Origin of the sequence: Arthrobacter sp. zg-Y820, assembly GCF_030142155.1 — a bacterium.
In the GTDB taxonomy this organism is placed as follows: domain Bacteria; phylum Actinomycetota; class Actinomycetes; order Actinomycetales; family Micrococcaceae; genus Arthrobacter_B.
Genome location: NZ_CP126247.1, coordinates 1,047,298 through 1,066,823 on the forward strand (window position 1 = coordinate 1,047,298; position 19,526 = coordinate 1,066,823).

The following is a 19,526-nucleotide window of genomic DNA, read 5'->3' on the forward strand; positions in this document are numbered from 1 at the left end:
CCGGTTTCCTCTGTGAGGGTTTAGGCCGCTTGCATAACGTTGTCCGCGGAGACCGGGCTGGCGTTCCCCAAGGCTGAAGGCTGTGCTGCGGTGTCAACCGGCGTCTTGTTGGCGACAGGTTCAACGGGCTGGTGACGGCGCCGGGCCATCCGGACGGTCACCATCCCGCTGAGGAGGCCCACTAAACCGACGGCGGCCCAAATGATCATGCCGGTGCTGGCAAAAACACTAAAAATAGGAAGTGCAGAGACTGACGCTGCTGAAAGCAAGAAATTCCCCCAGGAATTGTTGGTTAACAAGACGGTTTTGTTGTCAAAATGAGACCGCCTCACCCAAAATGTGGGCGTGCGTCATGATAGTAGCAGTTCAGGAGGCGGTTGAACCAGCACCTCGGAACTGAATCAAAAAAAGTGCTGCAGGGACGGATCATCCGGTCCCTGCAGCACTTTGGCTAGCCCATGGAAAGGCCGTGGTGTTATGGGCGACCCATGCCCTTAAAGTTCCATCCAGCTTCGCGCCAGGAATTGGGATCCAGGACGTTGCGGCCGTCGATGATGTTCTTATCCGTTACCAGCGCTCCGATCGTCTTGGGGTCCAAAGCCCGATATTCCTTCCATTCGGTGAGGAGAACCAGGGCGTGGGCGCGTTCGATGGCGTTCTCAGTGATCGGGTCATAATTGAGTTCGGGGAAACGACCCTTGGCGTTCTGCAGGGCTTCAGGATCAGTTACAGTCACTGTGGCGCCGTGCAGTTGCATCTGGGCCGCGGCACTGAGCGCGGGGGAGTCGCGGACGTCGTCGCTGTCGGGCTTGAACGCCGCACCCAAAATGGTAATGCGCTTGCCCAGCAGCGAACCGCCGCAAATGTCACGTGTCATTTCAACGACGCGGGTGCGGCGGCGCATGTTGATGGTGTCCACTTCGCGCAGGAATGTCAGCGCCTGGTCTGCGCCCAGCTCACCGGCGCGTGCCATAAAGGCGCGGATGTCCTTGGGCAGGCAGCCGCCGCCGAATCCCACTCCGGCGTTGAGGAACTTGCGGCCGATGCGGTCGTCCATGCCAATAGCGTCGGCCAGGAGCGTGACGTCTGCGCCCGCGGCATCACAGATGTCAGCCATGGCGTTGATGAAGCTGATCTTGGTCGCCAGGAAGGAATTGGCCGCCGTCTTGACGAGCTCGGCAGTAGCGTAGTCCACCACGAGGCGGGGTGTACCAGCGGAAAGGGGAGTGTAGTAGACCTCGTCCAGGGCGGCCACGGCAGCCGTCCCAGCGTCCCCGCTCGGGACGCCGTACACGAAGCGGTCCGGCGTCAGCGTGTCTTGAACTGCGTGGCCTTCGCGAAGGAACTCGGGGTTCCAGACAAGGATGGCCTCTGCAGCTGTCTCCTGAAGATCCTCGGCGAGGCGTGCAGCGGTACCCACCGGGACGGTGGACTTTCCGACCACGACATTGCCGGGCTTCAAATAGGGAGCCAGCGCTGCGAACGCGGCGTCAACATAGCGGAGGTCTGCTGCGAATTCCCCCTTGCGCTGCGGTGTCCCGACGCAGACAAAGTGCACATCTGCACCAGCAGCCTCCGCCATGTCGGTGCTGAACGTCAGGCGACCCGATGCAGCCGATTCAGCGAGGAGCTCGGGCAGACCCGGCTCAAAGAAGGGCGCGCGACCGGACGCCAGCTCATTGATTTTGGCTTTATCGACGTCAATACCGATGACGTCGTGTCCAAGCTTCGCCATGGAGGCAGCATGTACGGCTCCGAGATAACCGCAACCGATGACAGAAATACGCACGTTTCCCCTAAATAATTTCTAGCAAATAACCATGAAATCTTATCGCCTTCAAGCAGTTGCCAAGGTCCTTGGCCACAACCGATGCGTAAGCGCCATGCAGAGATAGGTAATAACTACTTTTTTGTAAACAATATCCCCGGGGCAAGCGTCTAGGTCATGACTGAGCCGAGTGGGGAATGGCGTCGACAGCGGAGTCGCCGAAGCAAGAGAGAGCTTTCGACGTATGCTTGCCTAGCAATTTTGGCCGTCTTAACAGTAGCCGTGGCAGGGCAGCCCTGATTGTGTGACGCTATGGGGACGGCTTGAGTTCGCCAAAAGGAGGGAGGATGGAAACCGTCCGGTTACCATCCTCCCTCCTTTGTTTCGCGCTAAGAATTAGGCATTCTTGCGGCGAGCAACCGCTACGGAAGCTACACCGGCACCGAGTGCTAGGACGCCCGCGGCGCCCCAGAGTAGCATGGCGGAGTCAGCGCCGGTGTTAGCCAGGTTGTCGTCGCCAGCTTCGGATCCGCCGTTGCTCGAGCCGTCGCCGGATCCGTCGTCGGATCCGCTGCCGTCGCCGGCAAACGCCGGATCAACTGAAACGACAGCAGTGGACACGCGGCCCGACTCCAGGCCTGTGGCAGTCAGCGTGTAGGTGCCTGCTTCACCGAGCGTCACATTCGTGGTGAAGTTGCCACTGGCGTCAGCACTGGTTGTGAATGTGTTCACTACTTCTGCGAGGATGATCAGTCCATTGACACCAGTTCCGGGAACAACAACAGGGGCATTGGAGTAGTCAACAGTAACGCTGATGGCTTCACCGGGGGTGAAACCTGATCCGCTGAAAGCGACTGTTGCGCCGGGAGTTACAGTCGCGTCGCTGACACCGGCAGGTTCGGGCGCGGGATAACGATCGACGGCATTAGCGGCGCCAGCACCGAAGAAGGCCAAGGATCCGGCCAAGACGAGGGCGGATGCGGTTTTTTTCATATGAGACTCCCCATGCGATTGATAAAAGACTGTCTTGGTAATAATTAACCGTTGCCACTGAGACCCCCAATGGCAAATGATTCAAACTTCAAAATCTACAACTCTTTCCGAAGCCCTCCCCAGCACTCCGGATACAGATCTTCGGCCACTACTTTTTCCAGTCGAAGCGCTCTTTACGGTAACAGGTCCTTGATGGAGTTCCAAGCGGGATGTGATATAAAACCTGCGGCTCGCAATTAGTCGCACCCGGTACTCAGGGGTGGCAGTACTACATTTTCGAGAGGCTCAAGCCCGGGTGTCACTTGGAGTCGTGGCTCGGAGTCCTGAATGACTCGAGAAAACACCACATCCAATTCCGCAGTTTCACCAGGAGCCAGTTCGAGGCTGACTGTTCCGACTGGTCGCTGTCCATGCTTACCCGAACCAACGGGTACAGTCTGCCCGTTCACAGTTGCTGTCTCAACGAACGACTGGGCGGGACCATAGACAACGTAATTTGTCTGTATTCGACCGGGTTCGACACCGTAGGTTCCGCCACCAGTGACGTAGTCAGGGAGGATGGATGCCGCATCTTTTGGTGCATTGTTGGCGATGTTAACGCGGGCCGTATATCGACTGTAGTCCCCAGATTCGCACGCCTCCAGAAGTCGGACGGTGCGAGTCGCGTAGTAGTCCATTTTTGCGCCCGTGGCATCGTTGAAGTAGACGCCGAAAGTCGCGCCACCGCCCTCCGCTCCCATCACAGAACCGGCCAATGGCGTCGAGGCGACAATTTTCTGCTCATCTGTGTGGCTGGACCAGAGATAGAGCCGGTGCTCCTGAACACTACGCGTGAGCGCCTTTAGCAGCTGATCGCCGTCTCCCTGACCGTCGCTAAATGCATCAAAGACACTTCCAGCCACTGCTGCGAAGTATGCGTCTTGTTCCACGGGATCCACGATCTCGCGGTAGACATCCGACAAGAGAGTTGGGATGACGTTCTGCCCAGAAAGAGATGTGGGAAGGGAAGTTCCCTTGACGAGTTGAAGGACGCTTGGATCACTCAAGGCCACGGGGCCCGTAGATTCTAAGAGGTGTGCCAGGACCACGGGATCGAGGGCAAGTACCCCATCAATAACTTGCCCCTGGTGTCGTTGTTCCCACATTGTCTTCGCCGTTGCAGCGGCCGTGGGGAAATCAGGCGTCAAATTTACGTTCTGCATCTGGGTGCCAAGGCGCGCGGTATAGAGCTTTTCCTGCTCCAAATCGACGTCAAGTGAAGGTGAAAAGCTGCCCAGGGCCACGGCACTGCTTTGCTCGCTTAGGCTAATCCGGCCGTTTTCCGTCCTCAGAGTTGCTAGAGCCCCAGGAATGCCTCCTGTGGCTCTCACCTCTGCACTGTTCTGTACCAATAGGAGATAATTTCGGGGGCCACTTGCACCGAGCATCTCAGGAAGTAGCTGTGCCGCGGATGACGCCGCTTCGAGAGCGTCACTGGCAGCATAGAGCTCGTCGGTCGCTGACCGTATCGGGTCGGCGACTTGTTCCAAGAGCTCGGACAGATCGACGGCAGCCAGGCGGGCATGGGACAGTTTGACCGTCTGCGCAGCCGCCGAGATGCTTGGAGCTGCATCTTGAAGCCGAACTACATCGATTTGACCATTTTCTGGTGACAGAGTCTGCGAGTTTAACGAGCCGTAGATTCCCAGTAAAGGGGCACCAGCACGCGTCACAATGTCATCGGCGGAGACTGCAGCCTCTCTTACGGCATGAAAATTTGGCCCGATGAAGGGTGTGGCTGCTCCAGCTGTCCACAGCGGAGTAGTGGTTGTGGACCGCGCATTTGCTGCATGTTTCTGAATCTGTTCGAAAGTTCCTCGCGCTTCGTCTTGTTTTCCCTCTTCAAGCTCGAAGCGCAGCTGAGGGACTAAGGCTAGGGCCTCGTCAAGTCGGCTCCGCACGTCCAATGCCTGGTGCACGAGCACTCCACCAGCGACTGCAGTCAGCCCAACCACTGAGAGGAGCCCCAGCCCTATCTTGACCAGAGTGGGATTCAGGCGCCGCCGTTGTTGGGCAGGGGGCCTTTCATGGTTTACGGCGGATGGCGAAGAGCCGTACTTTGAGAACCCCTCATCAGTGGGTAGCATCATTCAGCCTTTGGGAGCAGTGAGAGGGCATGGCGCCCGGATTAGTAGGCACCGTGGCGAGATACCACGGCTCTGAACGTTTTGAGGAGAATCGCAATATCTCCAGCTAACGACCAGTTTTCTACGTAGTACAGGTCTAGACGAACCGTGTCTTCCCAAGAGAGCAGCGACCTCCCGCTCACCTGCCACAGACCCGTTAGCCCGGGGCGCACGAGTAAACGGCGGCGCATGTATATCTCGTAAGTCTCTACCTCGGAGGGCAGCGGGGGGCGGGGGCCAACAAGGCTCATGGTTCCGCCTAAAACATTAAACAATTGAGGAAGCTCGTCGATGCTGTATCTCCGAATAAACTTTCCAACACGTGTAACCCTAGGGTCTGCCTTCATCTTAAACATCACACCATTACCTTCACTATGGCGCTTCAGGTCCCGCAGCTGATCTTCAGCATCCACAACCATTGATCTAAACTTAAGCATCCAAAAATTATCGCTTGACGCTCCAACACGTACTTGCTTAAAGAGCACGGGTCCTGGGTTATCTAGACGTATAAGAAGGGCAGTAAGGACAAGGAGCGGAGAACTCAAAAGAATAAGGAATAAGGCCCCCGCGATATCAAACACTCGTTTCGTGAGGCGCTGCCAGCCACCAAGGTTGGGCGTTGAAACATGAATAAGTGGTAAGCCAGCCAACGGCTGTGTATGAATCCGTGGTCCGGCAACGTCGGTAAGGGCAGGGGCCATGATCATACGAATGTCGAGATCAGCGAGAGCCCATCCCAGTTCCCTGATGGTCCGGGGTGCGAGCGGAACTCCTGAGGACAGCGCCACAGCGTCGGGAGCCGAGGCTCGGATAGTCTGTGTTAACTCTTCAATCGAACTTCCATATCCCAACGTAGGTAGCCCCAAGGCAGGATCAATAATTGTTCCAGGGCTCGCCAGAGGTAAGTAGGTTGCGACCGGTAGATAACCGGCCATTGGCTGACTTTGCAACGACCGTACTAGGTGCTCAACGCTCGTTGGGCCACCAATAACGAGGACAGTTGCAGTGCTCCTGCCCTGCTTCCGTTCGATGCGGAGTAGGCGGCGAACTAGCGTGCGTCCGGCCAGCAGGCCGAGAACTCCGGCCGGCAGCGCGACGCCAATGTAGCCTCTCGCCGTATCAAGTTGAAAGCTGTAAGAAAATAGCGCTATGAGGCCAAAAAGCCAAAAGGAAGCACTAAATAGGCGCTTGAACTCCTCCGTGCCATAACCCATAATTTTCGGGTCTCGGCTTCCCCACATACCAAGCATCGCCCACCAGGCTGCAGTCAGAGCGATCGAGAGAGCTATATAGGGTTGACCATCGATGCTCACTACGTCCTCTGTAGTCGTGCCAAAACGCAAAATTACTGCTCCGGTTGTCGCCCAGAGAATAACAAGTGCATCGATTACGGCTAGCCGGCGGTTATACCTCCTCCGCCAGGCAGTGCTGACTCTGTTATCTTCCACAGTTCTCCTCGAGGCTCCTATCCTTGTCAGCCGAGACTTCCAGAGAGACTGTGCTGTGTGTCCGATGGTCCATTTGTTCGACGCGGTTTCGGATCGGCTGCTATTTTCCGCCGACTATTTCTACGGGAACCGGGCAGTGAACTAACTTCAGGTTCCATGGAAGCGTAGGAGTAGTAACTATATCCATACGAATCTGGTCCGCTAGTGGGTAATAGATTGAAAACCACGCCGAGGATATCGCTGTCTACTAGATCCAAAGCAGCAATCGATTTCTGGATTTCTGCGTTTTTGACTTTGCCGGACCCAACGACCAGAACCACGCCGCCAACTTGCTGGGCAAGCACAGCAGAATCTGTGACCGGCAGCAGGGGCGAGGCATCGATAATTACGGCATCAAACGTCGACTCCAGGTGGAGGAGCAGCTCCTTCATGGCCCGAGAGCCGAGCAGTTCACTTGGATTGGGAGGAATTTGACCAGCAGTAAGGACAAACAATCCGTCATCGCCCCATGGCTGAAGGAGGTCGTCCACATTGGCTTGCCCGATAAGCGCAGTAGTCAGGCCCGCACCTCGTTCGAGCCCCAAGTATTCGTCGACCCGCGGCCGGCGGAGATCTGCATCGACCAGGAGGACTGACTCGCCAGCTTCAGCGAGCGCAATGGCAAGGTTCGTGGCTGTAGTGCTTTTGCCTTCTCCCGGCAATGAGGATGTAACTAGTACTGTTCTGGTCTTACGACTTACATTAGCAAACTGCAGATTTGTGCGGATTTGACGGAAGGACTCTGCGCGAGGACTTTGAGCAGGCACGTGCGTAAGCAAGGGCCTCGTGCTGGCCTCCGGATCATAGGTGATACCGCCAAGGAGGGGCTTTTGAGTGACCTTACGTAAATCGGCTTCATTCCGTACCCGTTGGTCCAAAACAGAACGGAGCAAGGCAATCCCTAAGCCAATCACTAGGCCTAGTAATGCACCAACGGCTAGATTCAGGTTTACATTGGGGCTAGATGGCTCAGAGGGCGCAGTTGCAGGAGTAATAACAGACAGCTTAACCGGCGAAGGTCCACCCTGCCCTGATCCTTCCAAGTCCACGACAACTTCAACCAAGCTCTCACCAACAGCCTGGGCCAACGCAGCGGCTTCGACTGGCGACGGAGCTGATGCAGATACTGTGATGAGGACGGTATTTAGGTCTGCAGTGGCGCTGACCTGAGAAGCGAGTTCAGAAGGAGTGGACTCCAAGCCCAAACTGTCGATCACGGGCTGGAGAACCGCAGGAGTCTCGGCGGTCTTCACATATGACTGCACACGAGCCTGGGTGAAAGTGTTCCCTTGCTGCAGCTCGCTGACGCTGCCGGAGTTCTGTATGGATACGAAAAGCTGTGTCGTTGCAGTGTAAGTAGGTTTGGCAATGAGGGATGCCACTGCTGCAATCAGTACTGCGATCAGAACGGACGCGACAACTAGCAGCCAGCTCCGTCGCAGTATCCTTAGGTATTCGCGTATTTCCAAAGTTCCTTATACCTTTCAAGGCTACGAAAGTGTGAGGCTGCGTCGAGGAAAACCGTCCCGTTTCAACCTATCGACTACGCTAGATTAGGCTAGGCTGCTGATCCAACCTAATCGTCAGGCTGAGAGTTCGCAGAAACTTGATCCTCGTTTGTCTCATCGACGGACAAAGTATTGAGACAAGGATGCATCTGAGGCGACTCCAGAGCCGGCCATCTTCGTTGGCTTTTGAGAATGTTTGCCTGTGTCGCCTATAGTGGATTCTTCGGCCAGTTGTGGCCAACAGTTAGGGGACAGCGTTCGTGGGGAAAAAAAGGGCTCGTGCCGTGCTGGCGGCCTCTACGGGAGGACATCTGGCGCAGTTGCACCGTTTGGCTCCTCAACTTGACATAGCTACAGACCCCCTCTGGGTCACTTTCGAAAATGAGCAATCAAAGTCGTTGTTGCAAGACGAAAAAAACGTACTTTATTTGCCCTATATAGCTTCCCGAGATTGGCGTGCTTCGGCCCAAGCCATGACCCCGCTAAAGCATGCATTTGCGGGCGGCAATTACGACATGATATTCAGCACAGGTGCAGCAATAGCGGTTCCGGCTATGCTTGCTGCTGCAAAGATTGGTATGCGTCGATACTATCTTGAGAGCGTATCGAGATTCGACGGACCATCCCTCTCAGGAAAAATAGTTGCGCAAATTCCGGGGACGCGGGTATATACGCAACATGCTGGTTGGGCGGGAAAGCGTTGGAAATTGGGCCCTTCTGTCCTGGACGATTACTCATTGACTCCAAAAACTATTCCCGCAAAAGAAACGCTAAAAATTTTTGTAACCCTAGGAACTATAAGGCCGTACCGTTTCGATCGCGCCGTTGACGCCATTGAAAGTGCCTTTGGTCAGCATGAGATCGTCTGGCAGCTTGGTGCTACTAATCGAACCGATGTTCGTGGATTTGCGACGGAAATGATGGACGCCACCCAGTTCGACACACAGGTTGAGTGCTCTGATGTCGTTATAACGCATTCAGGCGTCGGCTCAGCGATGCGGATCATGGACTTAGGCAAGACTCCCGTGATGGTCACCAGATTGAAGAAGTTCGGCGAACACGTCGACGACCACCAGGAACAGATCACTCGCGAGCTAACTCGGAGAGGCCTGGCGCATGAGTTGAACCTTGAAATTCCTTCGACGAGCACGTTGGAGGCTGCTATGGCTTTCGCTACCGCGTCTGGACGAGTCCCGTCGGACAGTTTCTAAAGGCGAGTTGTACCCCACGGTTGCTCGCGGTGATCCACCTCTCACCCCTTAGGTTTTTCCGCATCGGCCGGACTAGTATAAAGCGACTGGATCAAGATGACCCTGAATAAACGTACGAGTAGTAGGAGCAAGCTCCAATTCAGTGACGGTTTGACACTGGTGAACGAGCCTGAGGGGAAGCCGGACGCCTTAAGTACGCTTTTGCTTCTGTCCCTCTGGGGGAGCCTATGCGCATATATCGCTTCTTATAACAATTCTTCATCCTTGGCTAGCGTGCTTTCTCTAGGAACCTCGGCGTTCTTTGGTGGACTTGTCTTCTTTGTCGCCCTCTTTCAGATGAAATTCGCTGCAGTGCTGTCTGTTCTTATTGGCGTCCTACTCAGCATTAGCGCTATCCTATATTTCGCAGGGTCTGCCGGAGAAACAGGCGCCCTGGTACGGTATTGTATCTCTCTAAGTGCATTGGGCGTTTTTTCATTTGCGCGAGTCCCGGATTGCCGCGCGACCGTGGCAATTGGTGCGGCTGTAATTGTGGCCTACGCCGCATTTGTTGCTTTGACGGCTGGTCCCCTCAGCTATTCAGGGGTAGTCAGGTTTACCCCATTCTTCGCGGGTGAGACCGCTGTTCATAGTTCATCTCTTACCATGGTTGCCTTAGTAATAATCCTCTGGTGCTCCCCATGGCGAATGAAGGTTAGAATCCCTCTCTGCATTGTCGGGACAATCCTTATAATTGGTTATGGTGTTACGACTGCTCTACTTATGCTGGCTATTTTCTTTGCTGCTAGGACTTTTGAGCACTACAACATAAGCTTGAAATGGATTGGTCTCGTTGCAGCGATATTACTTCCTTTAGGTGCAGCCTGGCGCGACAGTACACAGGTGGAGGGTGGTGACGTCGAGTCATTAGGAGTCGGTTCGCTTGGGTCTGGTCGTCTAGCTGCGTGGTTGGAACGTATTGAGATATTCATTCAAAGCGACATAGTAACGAAGGCTATCGGAGGTGGCGCGTACAGCGACTATCGCACTACTTCCCTTTGGTGGTGGAGCGAGAAGAGCGCCCACTCGGATGCAATGACCATCTTGATGGAGTTTGGACTCCTCGGAGTTGTAACTGTCGTGTGTTACTTCTGTTTTGTTTATCGGACCATAAATAACGTGGGTCGAGCGGTCTTGTTGGCCATTCTGGCTGGCATGGTACTGAGCAATGTCGTACTGGACCGACCGACAGTTGCTATGGTCTGGGGATTCGCTATCTACTGTGCCACGAGACACGGCGACAGGATTGATAGTCCTGGTCGCGAAACAGGACAGAATCAAGTCATAGCTTGACTCAAACCATCTCAGAACTACGAATTTATTGGGCGGCTAGGATAAACGTAGGCGAACGCTTAGGCTCCGCCGCAACCGTGACCACACAGTTGTTATTTTGCCCGTACTTTTTGTAACAATGTCCACCGTTTTGGAAGTTTGCTGGCACCGCCCCGGTGCGAATCTGTTATTTGGTTTGCCTCAACCGTTTGGAAGATATGTCCCATTTTGCAGTTGTTCGCAGGCATAAGCCCCATCAGTCCCATAATGTACTGACGAGTCCATCCTTCCGGCCGGACATTCAGGGTCTCCGAGCGTTTGCGGTCGTTGTCGTTATCTTGGACCATCTATTACAGTGGCCGGCCGGCGGCTTTATCGGTGTTGATATTTTTTTTGTAGTATCAGGTTTCCTGATTACGGGTCAACTGATTCGTCAGTATGAGTCCACCGGCCGGATCTCGTTGAAAGACTTTTATCTCCGCCGTATCAAGAGGATCTTGCCTGCATCCTTACTCGTGTTAATAGTCACTGTTATTGCAGCCAAGCTGATCTTTAACGCGAGCCGTTCGGCCGAAACGCTTATTGACGGCTTCTGGGCGGCCTTGTTTTCAGCAAATTGGCGTTTTGCTTTCGCTGGGACAGATTATTTCCAGGCAGATGGGCCCGTTTCCCCCCTGCAGCATTACTGGTCGTTGTCCGTCGAGGAACAGTTCTATTTTGTTTGGCCATGGATCATGGTTGCTTCGTTTTTTGTCTTTCTCCGGGGTGATCGGAGGCGAAACCCCCGCTCCGTGCGTCTGGTGGTCGGTACCTCCATTGTGTTGCTGTCGGCGTTGTCATTCGCGTGGGCCTTACACGAGACTCAGTCGAGTCCGGGCATCGCATATTTTTCAACCCTCTCGCGTGCCTGGGAGCTTGGTGTCGGTGCTTTTCTGGCTGTGCTCATGCCACAACTTGCTAACATCCCGCATAAGTACCGAACGCCCCTAGCTCGGTCCGCAGCTCTTGGCCTGTTGCTTTCGGTTTTTGTTATTAGCTCGGCAAGTTCCTTTCCGGCACCAGCTGCCTTATTTCCTGTAGTCTGCACGGCGGTGCTGATCGCAGCTGGTACCGGGAGCGTGCCTCATAGCGGTCTTTTTGTCTTTACTAACAGGGTAAGCGGCTACCTCGGTAATATATCCTTCTCTCTATACCTTTGGCACTTTCCAGTAATCGTCTTTATGTTGCAGATTTTGGACGAGGGGAGTACCTATTACGCGCTGAGTATAGTCCTTATGTTGTTTTGCGCTGTCTCCTGTTATCATCTGGTCGAGGACCCTTTGCGGAAACCAAACTGGCGGAAGCGTTGCATTGGCGTCCTTCAGCATCCATCCACTATGAGTAAAAATTTCGTGCACTCTGTGTTTGGATTTATCTGTGTTCTCACAGTTGCACTCGTGACTTTCGTACTTGTATTTCCACCACATGTAGTTTCCGCTTCGGACAATCATTTTGTTCCAAGAACCGCGATTAGTGAGGCCCGCGTTGAGGAGGAGTTACCAGCAGGCATATCGGCTTTGCAGGCAGAGCTCTCAACCGCTTTACAGGCAGATTCTTGGCCCATATTGGAACCGACCATGGACGAAGCGATCAACTCAGCTCAGGCACCAAGTCCGATAGCCTCCTGTGGCGATCCTGGCCCAATAAGTCTGGAAGACTGCTTTCTAGGCCCTGTCGATGCTTCACACGTAGCGATCGTGATGGGTGACTCTATAGCCCTGACGATGGCGAATCCTATTCAGAAAGCGCTCGGCAACGACTGGAAAGTTATCAGCTACGGCATGTATGGGTGCTCTTTTTCTTCCGTTGTTGTTGACAATCCAGACCCTGCTATCACGGAGGGTTGCGCTGAACGTAACGAGGAAAGTGTTCGAACAGTTCATGATTTGAAGCCCGAGGCTGTTTTTATCGCAAATAGCTACGCCCCGAGGACAAAACTAGGGGCAGACGCTCCCATGTCGCCTAGTCAGTGGTCAGACACAGTTCGAGAGGCTGCAACTTCCTTGACTACTGACGTGGACAATATTATATTCGTAGCTGCTCCTCCCTCTGATAAAGATCCGAAGGAATGTTATAACCGGGTAGGTTCTCCCTCGGATTGCGTTTCTTCTATTCCGAGTTCATGGTCGGAGACATTTAGTTCTGAGTCTCGAATGGCGACGGCGAATAATTGGGCCTTCATAGATAGCCGCTCTCTGTACTGTGTTGATCGTGCTTGCCCAGCATTCGCCGGAGGTGTGGCAACGAAATCTGACAGAGCGCATATAACTATTGAGTACGGCGAGATGATCGCACCCGCTTTGCGTGAGCTAATGCCGGCTTCAGTAGGCGGGAAGTGAGTGTCGACTGTGTGGTGTAACGGGTCAAAGGCGCTTATCCATGGCATGCAGCGTGGTGCCGGTCTACGCGTAGCATTTGAGGGCGTCGCGATTGGCTAGCAAAAGTGCAAATCGCCGTGTCTCCGGGCAGATACAGGTGAGGATCGTAAGGGCTAGGGGAAACCATCAAGCCCATGCCACTGTGATCCCCACTAGACAGCGAGTGTGCCTGACGAAACTCATTGTCTATCCGGTGACCGCGACTCGGAGTCCTGGGTGCTTCGGTGATCACCGGTACAGAGCGAAAACTGGCCAGTAGATACCGGTAGCGAGCGTCAGGTCTGGGTGGCTTCGGCTGAACCGCTGTTTGGCGGATCAGCAGCCCTGCGGAGCGGAGACGGTGGGCCATCATCCCATACCGCACTTCGCGTCCACTTGGTCCGGCCGTCCTGAGGACAAAGTCATTGCCCTCACCGCATGCTCGGGCTTCGTACCCAGACCATGCCACGGCCGGTCGGCCGGGCAAACGCTTTGGCCACGAACGTCAGAACCAGAGCCCGTCAATGGGACATCATGAAAGCCGGCCTGGGCTGTTCTAAGACAGCCACGGTGTGCCTACTAGAAGCGATTATCCTGTCCGCTGCCCTGCGCATAGACCCAGATGTCTCTATTCGCAGAGGAAGCTGAACGTGCCGGTCGAAGCTCCCTAGCACGCTCAGCGCACGCTCAGCAACCGTGTGGTTTTAATTAGGGCAGGAGGGATGCCGACGTCATACCGAGGGCAAGGTCCAAAAGTCGCCCAGAATCTTGTCTATTTCTTTAGGACGATAAGGCTTTGCGCCCCCGGCAGGATAAGGAGTCATCTCACCAAACCAAATGTCCCCAGCGTGTCGGTAGAGATCCACGCGCATAAAATCATAACCAGAAGCAATCTCGGATGCTATCTTGATCATCTCGTCAAGGTTCGAGGGGCGAGTCTCGATAGGCCCCAAGGGAATGCTGTTGTGATAGAGAAGCGGTTCCCAATCTGGGGAGTACATGCGGCGGGTTGGGCTGCCGAAACGGTTGATATCGACGTGAATCAATTTTACCTTTCCATCGAACACGTAAAACTTGTAGTCCGGAAGGGGGGATGAACCATCGCCGATCATCTCTTCAAGAATATACTTTTTATCTGCATGACAGTATGCCCACTCGCCGAGAACACTGTAATTGAAGTCCTTCAGCCATCCCTTGGTCCTTCGTTTTATGTCGGGGACATCTAGCGCTACTTCTCGGCCAATAATTACCTGGCCGCTACTATGATTTGGCTTCAAGATCCAAGGAACGCTGACGTCATGCTGATCAAGCTCAGCGAGGTCGCGTCCGTGCCACAGTGTTTTAGGTATCAGAACAGACGTACCAATAGAAGAAACGTACTCCTTCATTTTGACCTTATCGCACGTGAAGGCAATGGAATCACGTCGATCGAACACTATTCTCCAGTTAATTTTTTCAGAAAACAAAACCGGCATCCGAAGGTTCGGAAGGCGGCCGTATGCGCGGAAATAGATAAGCCTTCTCTTCACCGGGATCGGAAAGAATCTCAGGGCTTGGTAAAAGGTTTGTCTTGCAACTTTTTTAATCATACGACTTCCTCAAGTATTTTGGGTGACACTTGTGCAGTTGTTCTGAACAAGCGACTGGTTATGATGGCGAGAACTATACCCCGGGCAAGTTCTGCGGAAAGAACAAAAATAGCCATATGCTCGGCTTGCCCGTCGAAGAAAAAGATTCCGTAAACAAAAGTGATGGCAGCTTGAGTGGCTGCAATCATCCAAAAGGACCTAGTTGAGTTAGCCATTGCTAAGACTCCGTGGCACAAACCTGTTATGGCATTAATGCACGCCGCAATGCTAAGAATTACCGCTGTGGCCCACGCGCCTGAATACTCATTTCCCAACAATGAATCGGCTCTATCGGCTCCAATAACGAGAAGACCAGCCAATATGAGAAGCGCAGGAATTAGCCCGAGAACTGCAGACGATGCAAGTTCGCGCAATAGCTGTTTTGTTTGGCCTCGGTCTATCAGTCCTTTGACGCGGGGAAAGAGTACTGCTGTCGCGGATGCTGACGCCAAGGTCGCAGCCGAATGAACCCTCTGGCCTATTTCGAAGGACGCCGCTTGGGAGATTGATGAGGCGCCTACGAACATTATTGGCGCACGAGAAGCCAAGACGCTCAGGCCGGATCCAACGCCCAGCGGAGCGACGTCCTTCCACTCCTTCGATGTCAGAGTGCGCAACTTTCCAGGGTGTCGCCAATCGCGACGCAAGATGAAGAACATGACAATCGAAATCATAACGATGGATGTGCACTGTCCAACGATGAATAAATGTGGCGCCCATGCCCAGGTCGTGAGCAGGAAGACGATCGCGAGAAGGGGTAATGCAATGGCGTCGAGAGTCTGCCCCAGCATCAGTTGGCCCCGTGCACGGAGCTGGCAGGACCAAAGGCGCTGTACGGCCGAAGCAAGCAGCACCACAGGCAGCGCTATAGCCAGGTCGCGCTCCAACTTTTCAAAATGTGCTAACCAAAGCCCGCCACTGAGGGCCACTAAGATTAAGGGAAGTAATATTTTGACTAGGCTCAGGACAATACTCTTACACCGAAGACCAAATTCTGGTTGCGATTTGTCCCATAGGGACGGTAGCTCGCGGAGGATGTAAAGGTCGAGGCCTAATGTCCCACCGACTCTTGCGATGACCGCGGCGCTCCAGAGAATTGCGTTCTGCCCTACGTCACCAATAGGGAAGAGTGCAACGGCAAGTGCAACTAATACCAGCTGAAGAGCCGCACCGGAAACTCGCACGATGAGTACTCCTATGCCACGAGTAAAGACGCTATTTAGTCTCATGGCGCCACAGTTCAGTTATTGCTTTTGCCATGCGATCGCTCGAATAACTTTTACTCCAATTGGTTCGTCCATTCGAACCGAGTTTCAGGGCTTTCTCGAAATCACAAAGGGCAAGCATCGTCTTGGCTAGGGCTCCTGCATCTCTTGGTGGCACCAGGTGCCCGTCGATTCCTTCCCGAACTACCTCGGGAATTCCGCCGACGTCAGTGGCTATAACCGCCGTCGAAACAGACATAGCTTCCAAGACCGTCAGCGGCATGTTCTCGAAGTGTGACGGTAGAACAACCGCCCATGCCTCTGACATCGTGGTAAGCGTTTCACTGTTAGTCAGCCAACCCAATTGGATAACATTAGGTGGGGCATCGTTCAATAGAGCCTCTACTTCGTTGTCGGCAGAGCCGCCTATGACGATGAGCTTGGCTTCAGACGATTTGGATAACTCTTGGAATGCCCTCATAAGCTCCGGTACACCTTTTGGTACGCTCAATCTCCCAGCATAAACGAATGTAGGAATTAGTGACTTGCGGGAGGAGCCGGTTCCATCGATATTGGGCTTCGCTGTTCCGTTCGGGATCACCGAAATCTGCTCTGAACTGACACCAAGGATTTCCATAACAAAGTGGCTCCAGCTAGGAGTCAGAGCGATCACTCTGGATGAGCCCTGGAAATATAAACGAACTAGTCGTGCCCGACGATGGCTCAGTGAGCTAATAAAACCTGGGTAGCCGCCACCATGAAGATGTATCACATATGGAATACCAAGTCCCCGCGCGACGCCAGCAATTATTATGTTGCGATACGTGCTCCCGCGAGAAGCGGTGTTCAAATGGACCACGTCCGGGTGGCCGAATGCCATCCATGACATGGTTTTGAAGAAGGAACCGACATTTAGTCGCCCAGTTGAGGCGTCCTTGCCGAGCGGATTCAGAAATCTGGTTTCAATCTCGCCCTGCTCCTCACACCAAGCCCTTATCAGCGTCATAACTTGGGCTATGCCGCCCGCAGACCCGGGAGGGTCACCAACTATTAAGACTTTCAAGTTCTCTTCTCCCTGGCATTGGCACCGCATCCGGGAGGTCATCCGCCCTGCCGTCAGACGTCGCCACTCATCGTAATTCCGCAGGCGTATAGGACGGCAGAAGAAACTCCACTATTCATCCCGTATCCCAGCTTAGAGCCAGCATCCTCAGCACACCAAATAGCCGGTCAGATTTTCGTTCTCGAAGCGTGTGAAACCACCCTGTAACACTTGCGATCGTGCACTGAAAAAGGATTTCAGTGGTCCTGTTGATACTGTCTTATGAGTAGTAGTACACGCTCGATTTAGTAGACATGAGGTTTACATGGAACAGTCTCCCGTCAACACGCTTTGGACTTCGGGCTGGGACTCTACCTACCGTATTGCAGATCTGGTCTTGAAACAGCGGATTCCAGTCTCGCCGTGGTATGTGATGGATGAGAACCGTCGATCAACGGCAGTAGAGCTTCGCACACTAGCTGGGTTACGAGAACTCATCGCGAGCAAGGACTCCGAAGCTGGGGAACTGCTTGGGCCCCTAGTAGTCCGTCGAAGGAAGGACATTCCCACAGATTCCACGATTACGGAAAAATACGACACGTTGTTTGCCCGCGGGTACCTCGGCAAGCAGTATGAATGGCTTGCCCGCCTGGCGTCGGCTGAAAATGTGGAGTTCGAGCTCGGGCTAAAGGCTGATGATCGGCCGACGAAAATGCTTATGGACTATATCGTTCCGGTAGAAGGCCCGGGCCTTTATACGCTCGGCCAAGATGTCGGCGATGAGCCCCTTCGGCTCTTCGAGAGGTTCTTTTTCCCAATTTTGGACATGACGAAGGCTGACATGATGGCGAACGCCCGTGAGTACGGTTTCCTGGATGTGTTGAATGAAACATGGTTCTGTCACTGTCCGACCCTTTCTGGCAAGGCCTGTGGCTGGTGTGCTCCGTGTGAGCATGCGCGAGAAGAGGGATTCGGTTGGCGGGTACCGAAGGCAACCGCAGTTCGCCGACTCGAATTTCTGGCACAGAAAGTAATTTGGAAAGGCCGCTTGGCTTTTACCCGCTGAGTTCATTGCACGGTGCGTCACAAGATCCCGGTCCCCGTATGTTGTCCGCTGGCAGGGCCGCTAGTTACGGGGGAGAATTGCTCAGCGGCAGCTCCACCCGAAACGCCGTCCCCACACCCAACTCCGACTCGAAGGAAATCTTCCCGCTGTGGGCCTCCACAATGGACTTGGTGATCACCAGTCCGAGGCCCACGCCGGGGATGGCGGCCTTTTTGACCTGACCGGTGCGGAAGAACTTGGTGAAGACCTCCAGCTGATCGTCCGGGCTCATGCCCATGCCGTTGTCCGCGACCTCCAGCACCACCGTGCCCGGCTCGGCCCAGGCTCGGACGGTGACTTTTCCGCCGTCGGGGGAGTACTTGATGGCGTTGGAGAGCAGGTTGTCCAGCACCTGCAGGATTCGGCCGGAATCCACCCGCACCGGCAAGGAATCGGGAACGTCGCAAAGCAGCCGGATGCCGGCAACCTCGGCCCGCGTTGCCGCGGAGTCCAGGCTCGTGTGCACCAGCTCGGCAAGATCGGCGTCGGCCTCCGTCAGGGCGATGATGCCCGAGGCCGTGGTCAGCAGATCCGAGACCAGAGTGAGCAGCCGCTCGGCGTTGCGCTGGGCCACCAGCAGGCCGGTGCGGACGGGACCTTTCAGTTGCTGCTCGTCAGCGTCGTCGAGCGCGAGGTCGAGGTAGCCGATGATCGAGGTCAGGGGAGTGCGCAGCTCGTGCGAGACGCTGGAGACAAAGTCCTCCTTTGCGTTCAGCGCATTGACCACGTCGGTGACGTCGCTGTAGGCGAGCACCGACCCGGCAAACGTGCCGTGATCGCGCAGTGCGCGGGCGCAGACGGCCAGCGCACGTTGGCTTTTGCCGGTTCCCACCCAGACGATGACGTCGGAGAAGGACTCTTCCCGCATCGCTCGCTGGGTCGGGCGCTGGGCATGGGGTAACTTCGTGACCTGGTCCAGTCCAAAGATCAGGGCACCGCCGCCCGGATCCCTGTCGCCGCCCAGACCCGCCAGGGCATGGTTGATCCGCTGCCGGCTGTTCATCAGAATGGTCCGGCCCGTGGCGTCCAGGGCCATGACGCCGACATCGACGGTTTCCAGCACGCCGTTGAGCAGCTGCGAGTGAACCCTGCTTTCCTGCAGGCTGCCCTGCAAGCTGTTCTCGGCGGCGAGCAGCCTCGTGTGCTGAGCGGTGGTGTCCTGCTCCACCACCACAACGGTGCAAAAGATCCCCAGCATGACAAACGGAATCAGCATCGGGCTGGCCAAATCCCTGAGCGAGGTTTGGCCGGCGGCAACCAGCGGCGCCCACACCACCAGCAGGGTGCCGGAAAAACTCAGCAGCCCGGCGATCCAGCGCGAGGTGCCTGACCACGCCAGCCAAAACACCGGATACACGCACAGCAGGCTTAAACCGGTGACAGCTGTCCTTCCGCCGTTATAGAGGCAGCAGATCACGGCGAAGTCCAGCAGGGGAATTACCCAGTAGGCGGGATGGAACAGCCGTTGCCAGGGAACGAGCAGGCAGGCGGAGGAGGCCGCGGCCAGCAGCACCAGGCCCAGTTGAAAATAATCCTCGCGGAACGTTTGCGGACTCACAGCTGCGACCAGGGGCAGTGCGATGAGGACGGTGAGCAGCAGCGGCAATTGGCTCAGTGCAACGCGCAGGCGCAGCGATAATTCATGAAATTCGCGGCGAATACCCATCAGTGCCAAGACGCGGCGCTCGAATGTTGACAAAAAAGGGA

Annotated in this window: 13 protein-coding genes; 4 read left to right on the top strand and 9 right to left on the bottom strand. The window is 54.9% G+C overall.

Features of this window, described 5'->3' with window-relative positions:
• Positions 1 to 475: 475 nt before the first annotated feature.
• From QNO08_RS04685 to QNO08_RS04705, 5 genes are all read right to left on the bottom strand, one after another.
• Positions 476 to 1,789 carry a UDP-glucose dehydrogenase family protein gene (locus tag QNO08_RS04685; RefSeq protein WP_229967239.1) on the bottom strand — a complete coding sequence of 438 codons (1,314 nt, stop codon included), beginning with the start codon at positions 1,787 to 1,789 and terminating at the stop codon, positions 476 to 478.
• Between the two features lie 375 nt (positions 1,790 to 2,164).
• A complete protein-coding gene (locus tag QNO08_RS04690; RefSeq protein WP_229967240.1) occupies positions 2,165 to 2,761 on the bottom strand; it encodes an LPXTG cell wall anchor domain-containing protein in 597 nt (198 codons plus the stop codon).
• Between the two features lie 236 nt (positions 2,762 to 2,997).
• Entirely contained in the window at positions 2,998 to 4,719 is a 1,722-nt protein-coding gene (locus tag QNO08_RS04695; protein ID WP_229967241.1) for a DUF4012 domain-containing protein, read from the bottom strand.
• Positions 4,720 to 4,928: 209 nt separating this feature from the next.
• Entirely contained in the window at positions 4,929 to 6,374 is a 1,446-nt protein-coding gene (locus QNO08_RS04700; protein ID WP_331461788.1) for a sugar transferase, read from the bottom strand.
• A 26-nt stretch (positions 6,375 to 6,400) separates the two neighbouring features.
• Positions 6,401 to 7,882 carry a tyrosine-protein kinase domain-containing protein gene (locus QNO08_RS04705; protein ID WP_229967242.1) on the bottom strand — a complete coding sequence of 494 codons (1,482 nt, stop codon included), beginning with the start codon at positions 7,880 to 7,882 and terminating at the stop codon, positions 6,401 to 6,403.
• Positions 7,883 to 8,181: 299 nt separating this feature from the next.
• On the opposite strand from QNO08_RS04705, the gene QNO08_RS04710 reads away from it, so the two are divergent.
• The 3 genes from QNO08_RS04710 to QNO08_RS04720 all read left to right on the top strand — a co-directional run bounded on the left by QNO08_RS04710 (position 8,182) and on the right by QNO08_RS04720 (position 12,821).
• Positions 8,182 to 9,132, top strand: a complete 951-nt coding sequence (locus QNO08_RS04710) for a glycosyltransferase (RefSeq protein WP_229967243.1) — start codon at positions 8,182 to 8,184, stop codon at positions 9,130 to 9,132.
• 159 nt (positions 9,133 to 9,291) lie between these two features.
• The gene (locus QNO08_RS04715; protein ID WP_284155645.1) at positions 9,292 to 10,464 is read left to right on the top strand and encodes an O-antigen ligase family protein; all 1,173 of its coding nucleotides are present in this window, start codon (positions 9,292 to 9,294) and stop codon (positions 10,462 to 10,464) included.
• A gap of 197 nt (positions 10,465 to 10,661) precedes the next feature.
• Complete coding sequence (locus QNO08_RS04720) at positions 10,662 to 12,821, top strand: acyltransferase family protein (RefSeq protein ID WP_269439229.1); 2,160 nt, start codon at positions 10,662 to 10,664, stop codon at positions 12,819 to 12,821.
• 749 nt (positions 12,822 to 13,570) lie between these two features.
• On the opposite strand, the gene QNO08_RS04725 is transcribed toward QNO08_RS04720, so the two are convergent.
• Genes QNO08_RS04725 through QNO08_RS04735 form a run of 3 tightly spaced genes read right to left on the bottom strand, consistent with a single transcriptional unit; the run spans position 13,571 to position 16,678 of the window.
• Complete coding sequence (locus QNO08_RS04725; RefSeq protein ID WP_229967247.1) at positions 13,571 to 14,428, bottom strand: ATP-grasp fold amidoligase family protein; 858 nt, start codon at positions 14,426 to 14,428, stop codon at positions 13,571 to 13,573.
• Positions 14,425 to 15,696 (bottom strand): lipopolysaccharide biosynthesis protein, encoded by a 1,272-nt coding sequence (locus QNO08_RS04730; RefSeq protein WP_229967249.1) that lies wholly within the window; start codon positions 15,694 to 15,696, stop codon positions 14,425 to 14,427. The genes QNO08_RS04725 and QNO08_RS04730 overlap by 4 nt, the downstream gene beginning before the upstream one ends.
• A complete protein-coding gene (locus QNO08_RS04735) occupies positions 15,683 to 16,678 on the bottom strand; it encodes a glycosyltransferase family 4 protein (RefSeq protein ID WP_229967251.1) in 996 nt (331 codons plus the stop codon). The genes QNO08_RS04730 and QNO08_RS04735 overlap by 14 nt, the downstream gene beginning before the upstream one ends.
• A 361-nt stretch (positions 16,679 to 17,039) precedes the next feature.
• On the opposite strand from QNO08_RS04735, the gene QNO08_RS04740 reads away from it, so the two are divergent.
• Positions 17,040 to 17,780, top strand: a complete 741-nt coding sequence (locus QNO08_RS04740; RefSeq protein ID WP_229967253.1) for a 7-cyano-7-deazaguanine synthase — start codon at positions 17,040 to 17,042, stop codon at positions 17,778 to 17,780.
• A 64-nt stretch (positions 17,781 to 17,844) separates the two neighbouring features.
• On the opposite strand, the gene QNO08_RS04745 is transcribed toward QNO08_RS04740, so the two are convergent.
• Positions 17,845 to 19,518, bottom strand: coding sequence for a sensor histidine kinase (locus tag QNO08_RS04745; protein WP_229967255.1), 1,674 nt, complete (start codon positions 19,516 to 19,518; stop codon positions 17,845 to 17,847).
• Positions 19,519 to 19,526 lie beyond the last annotated feature (8 nt).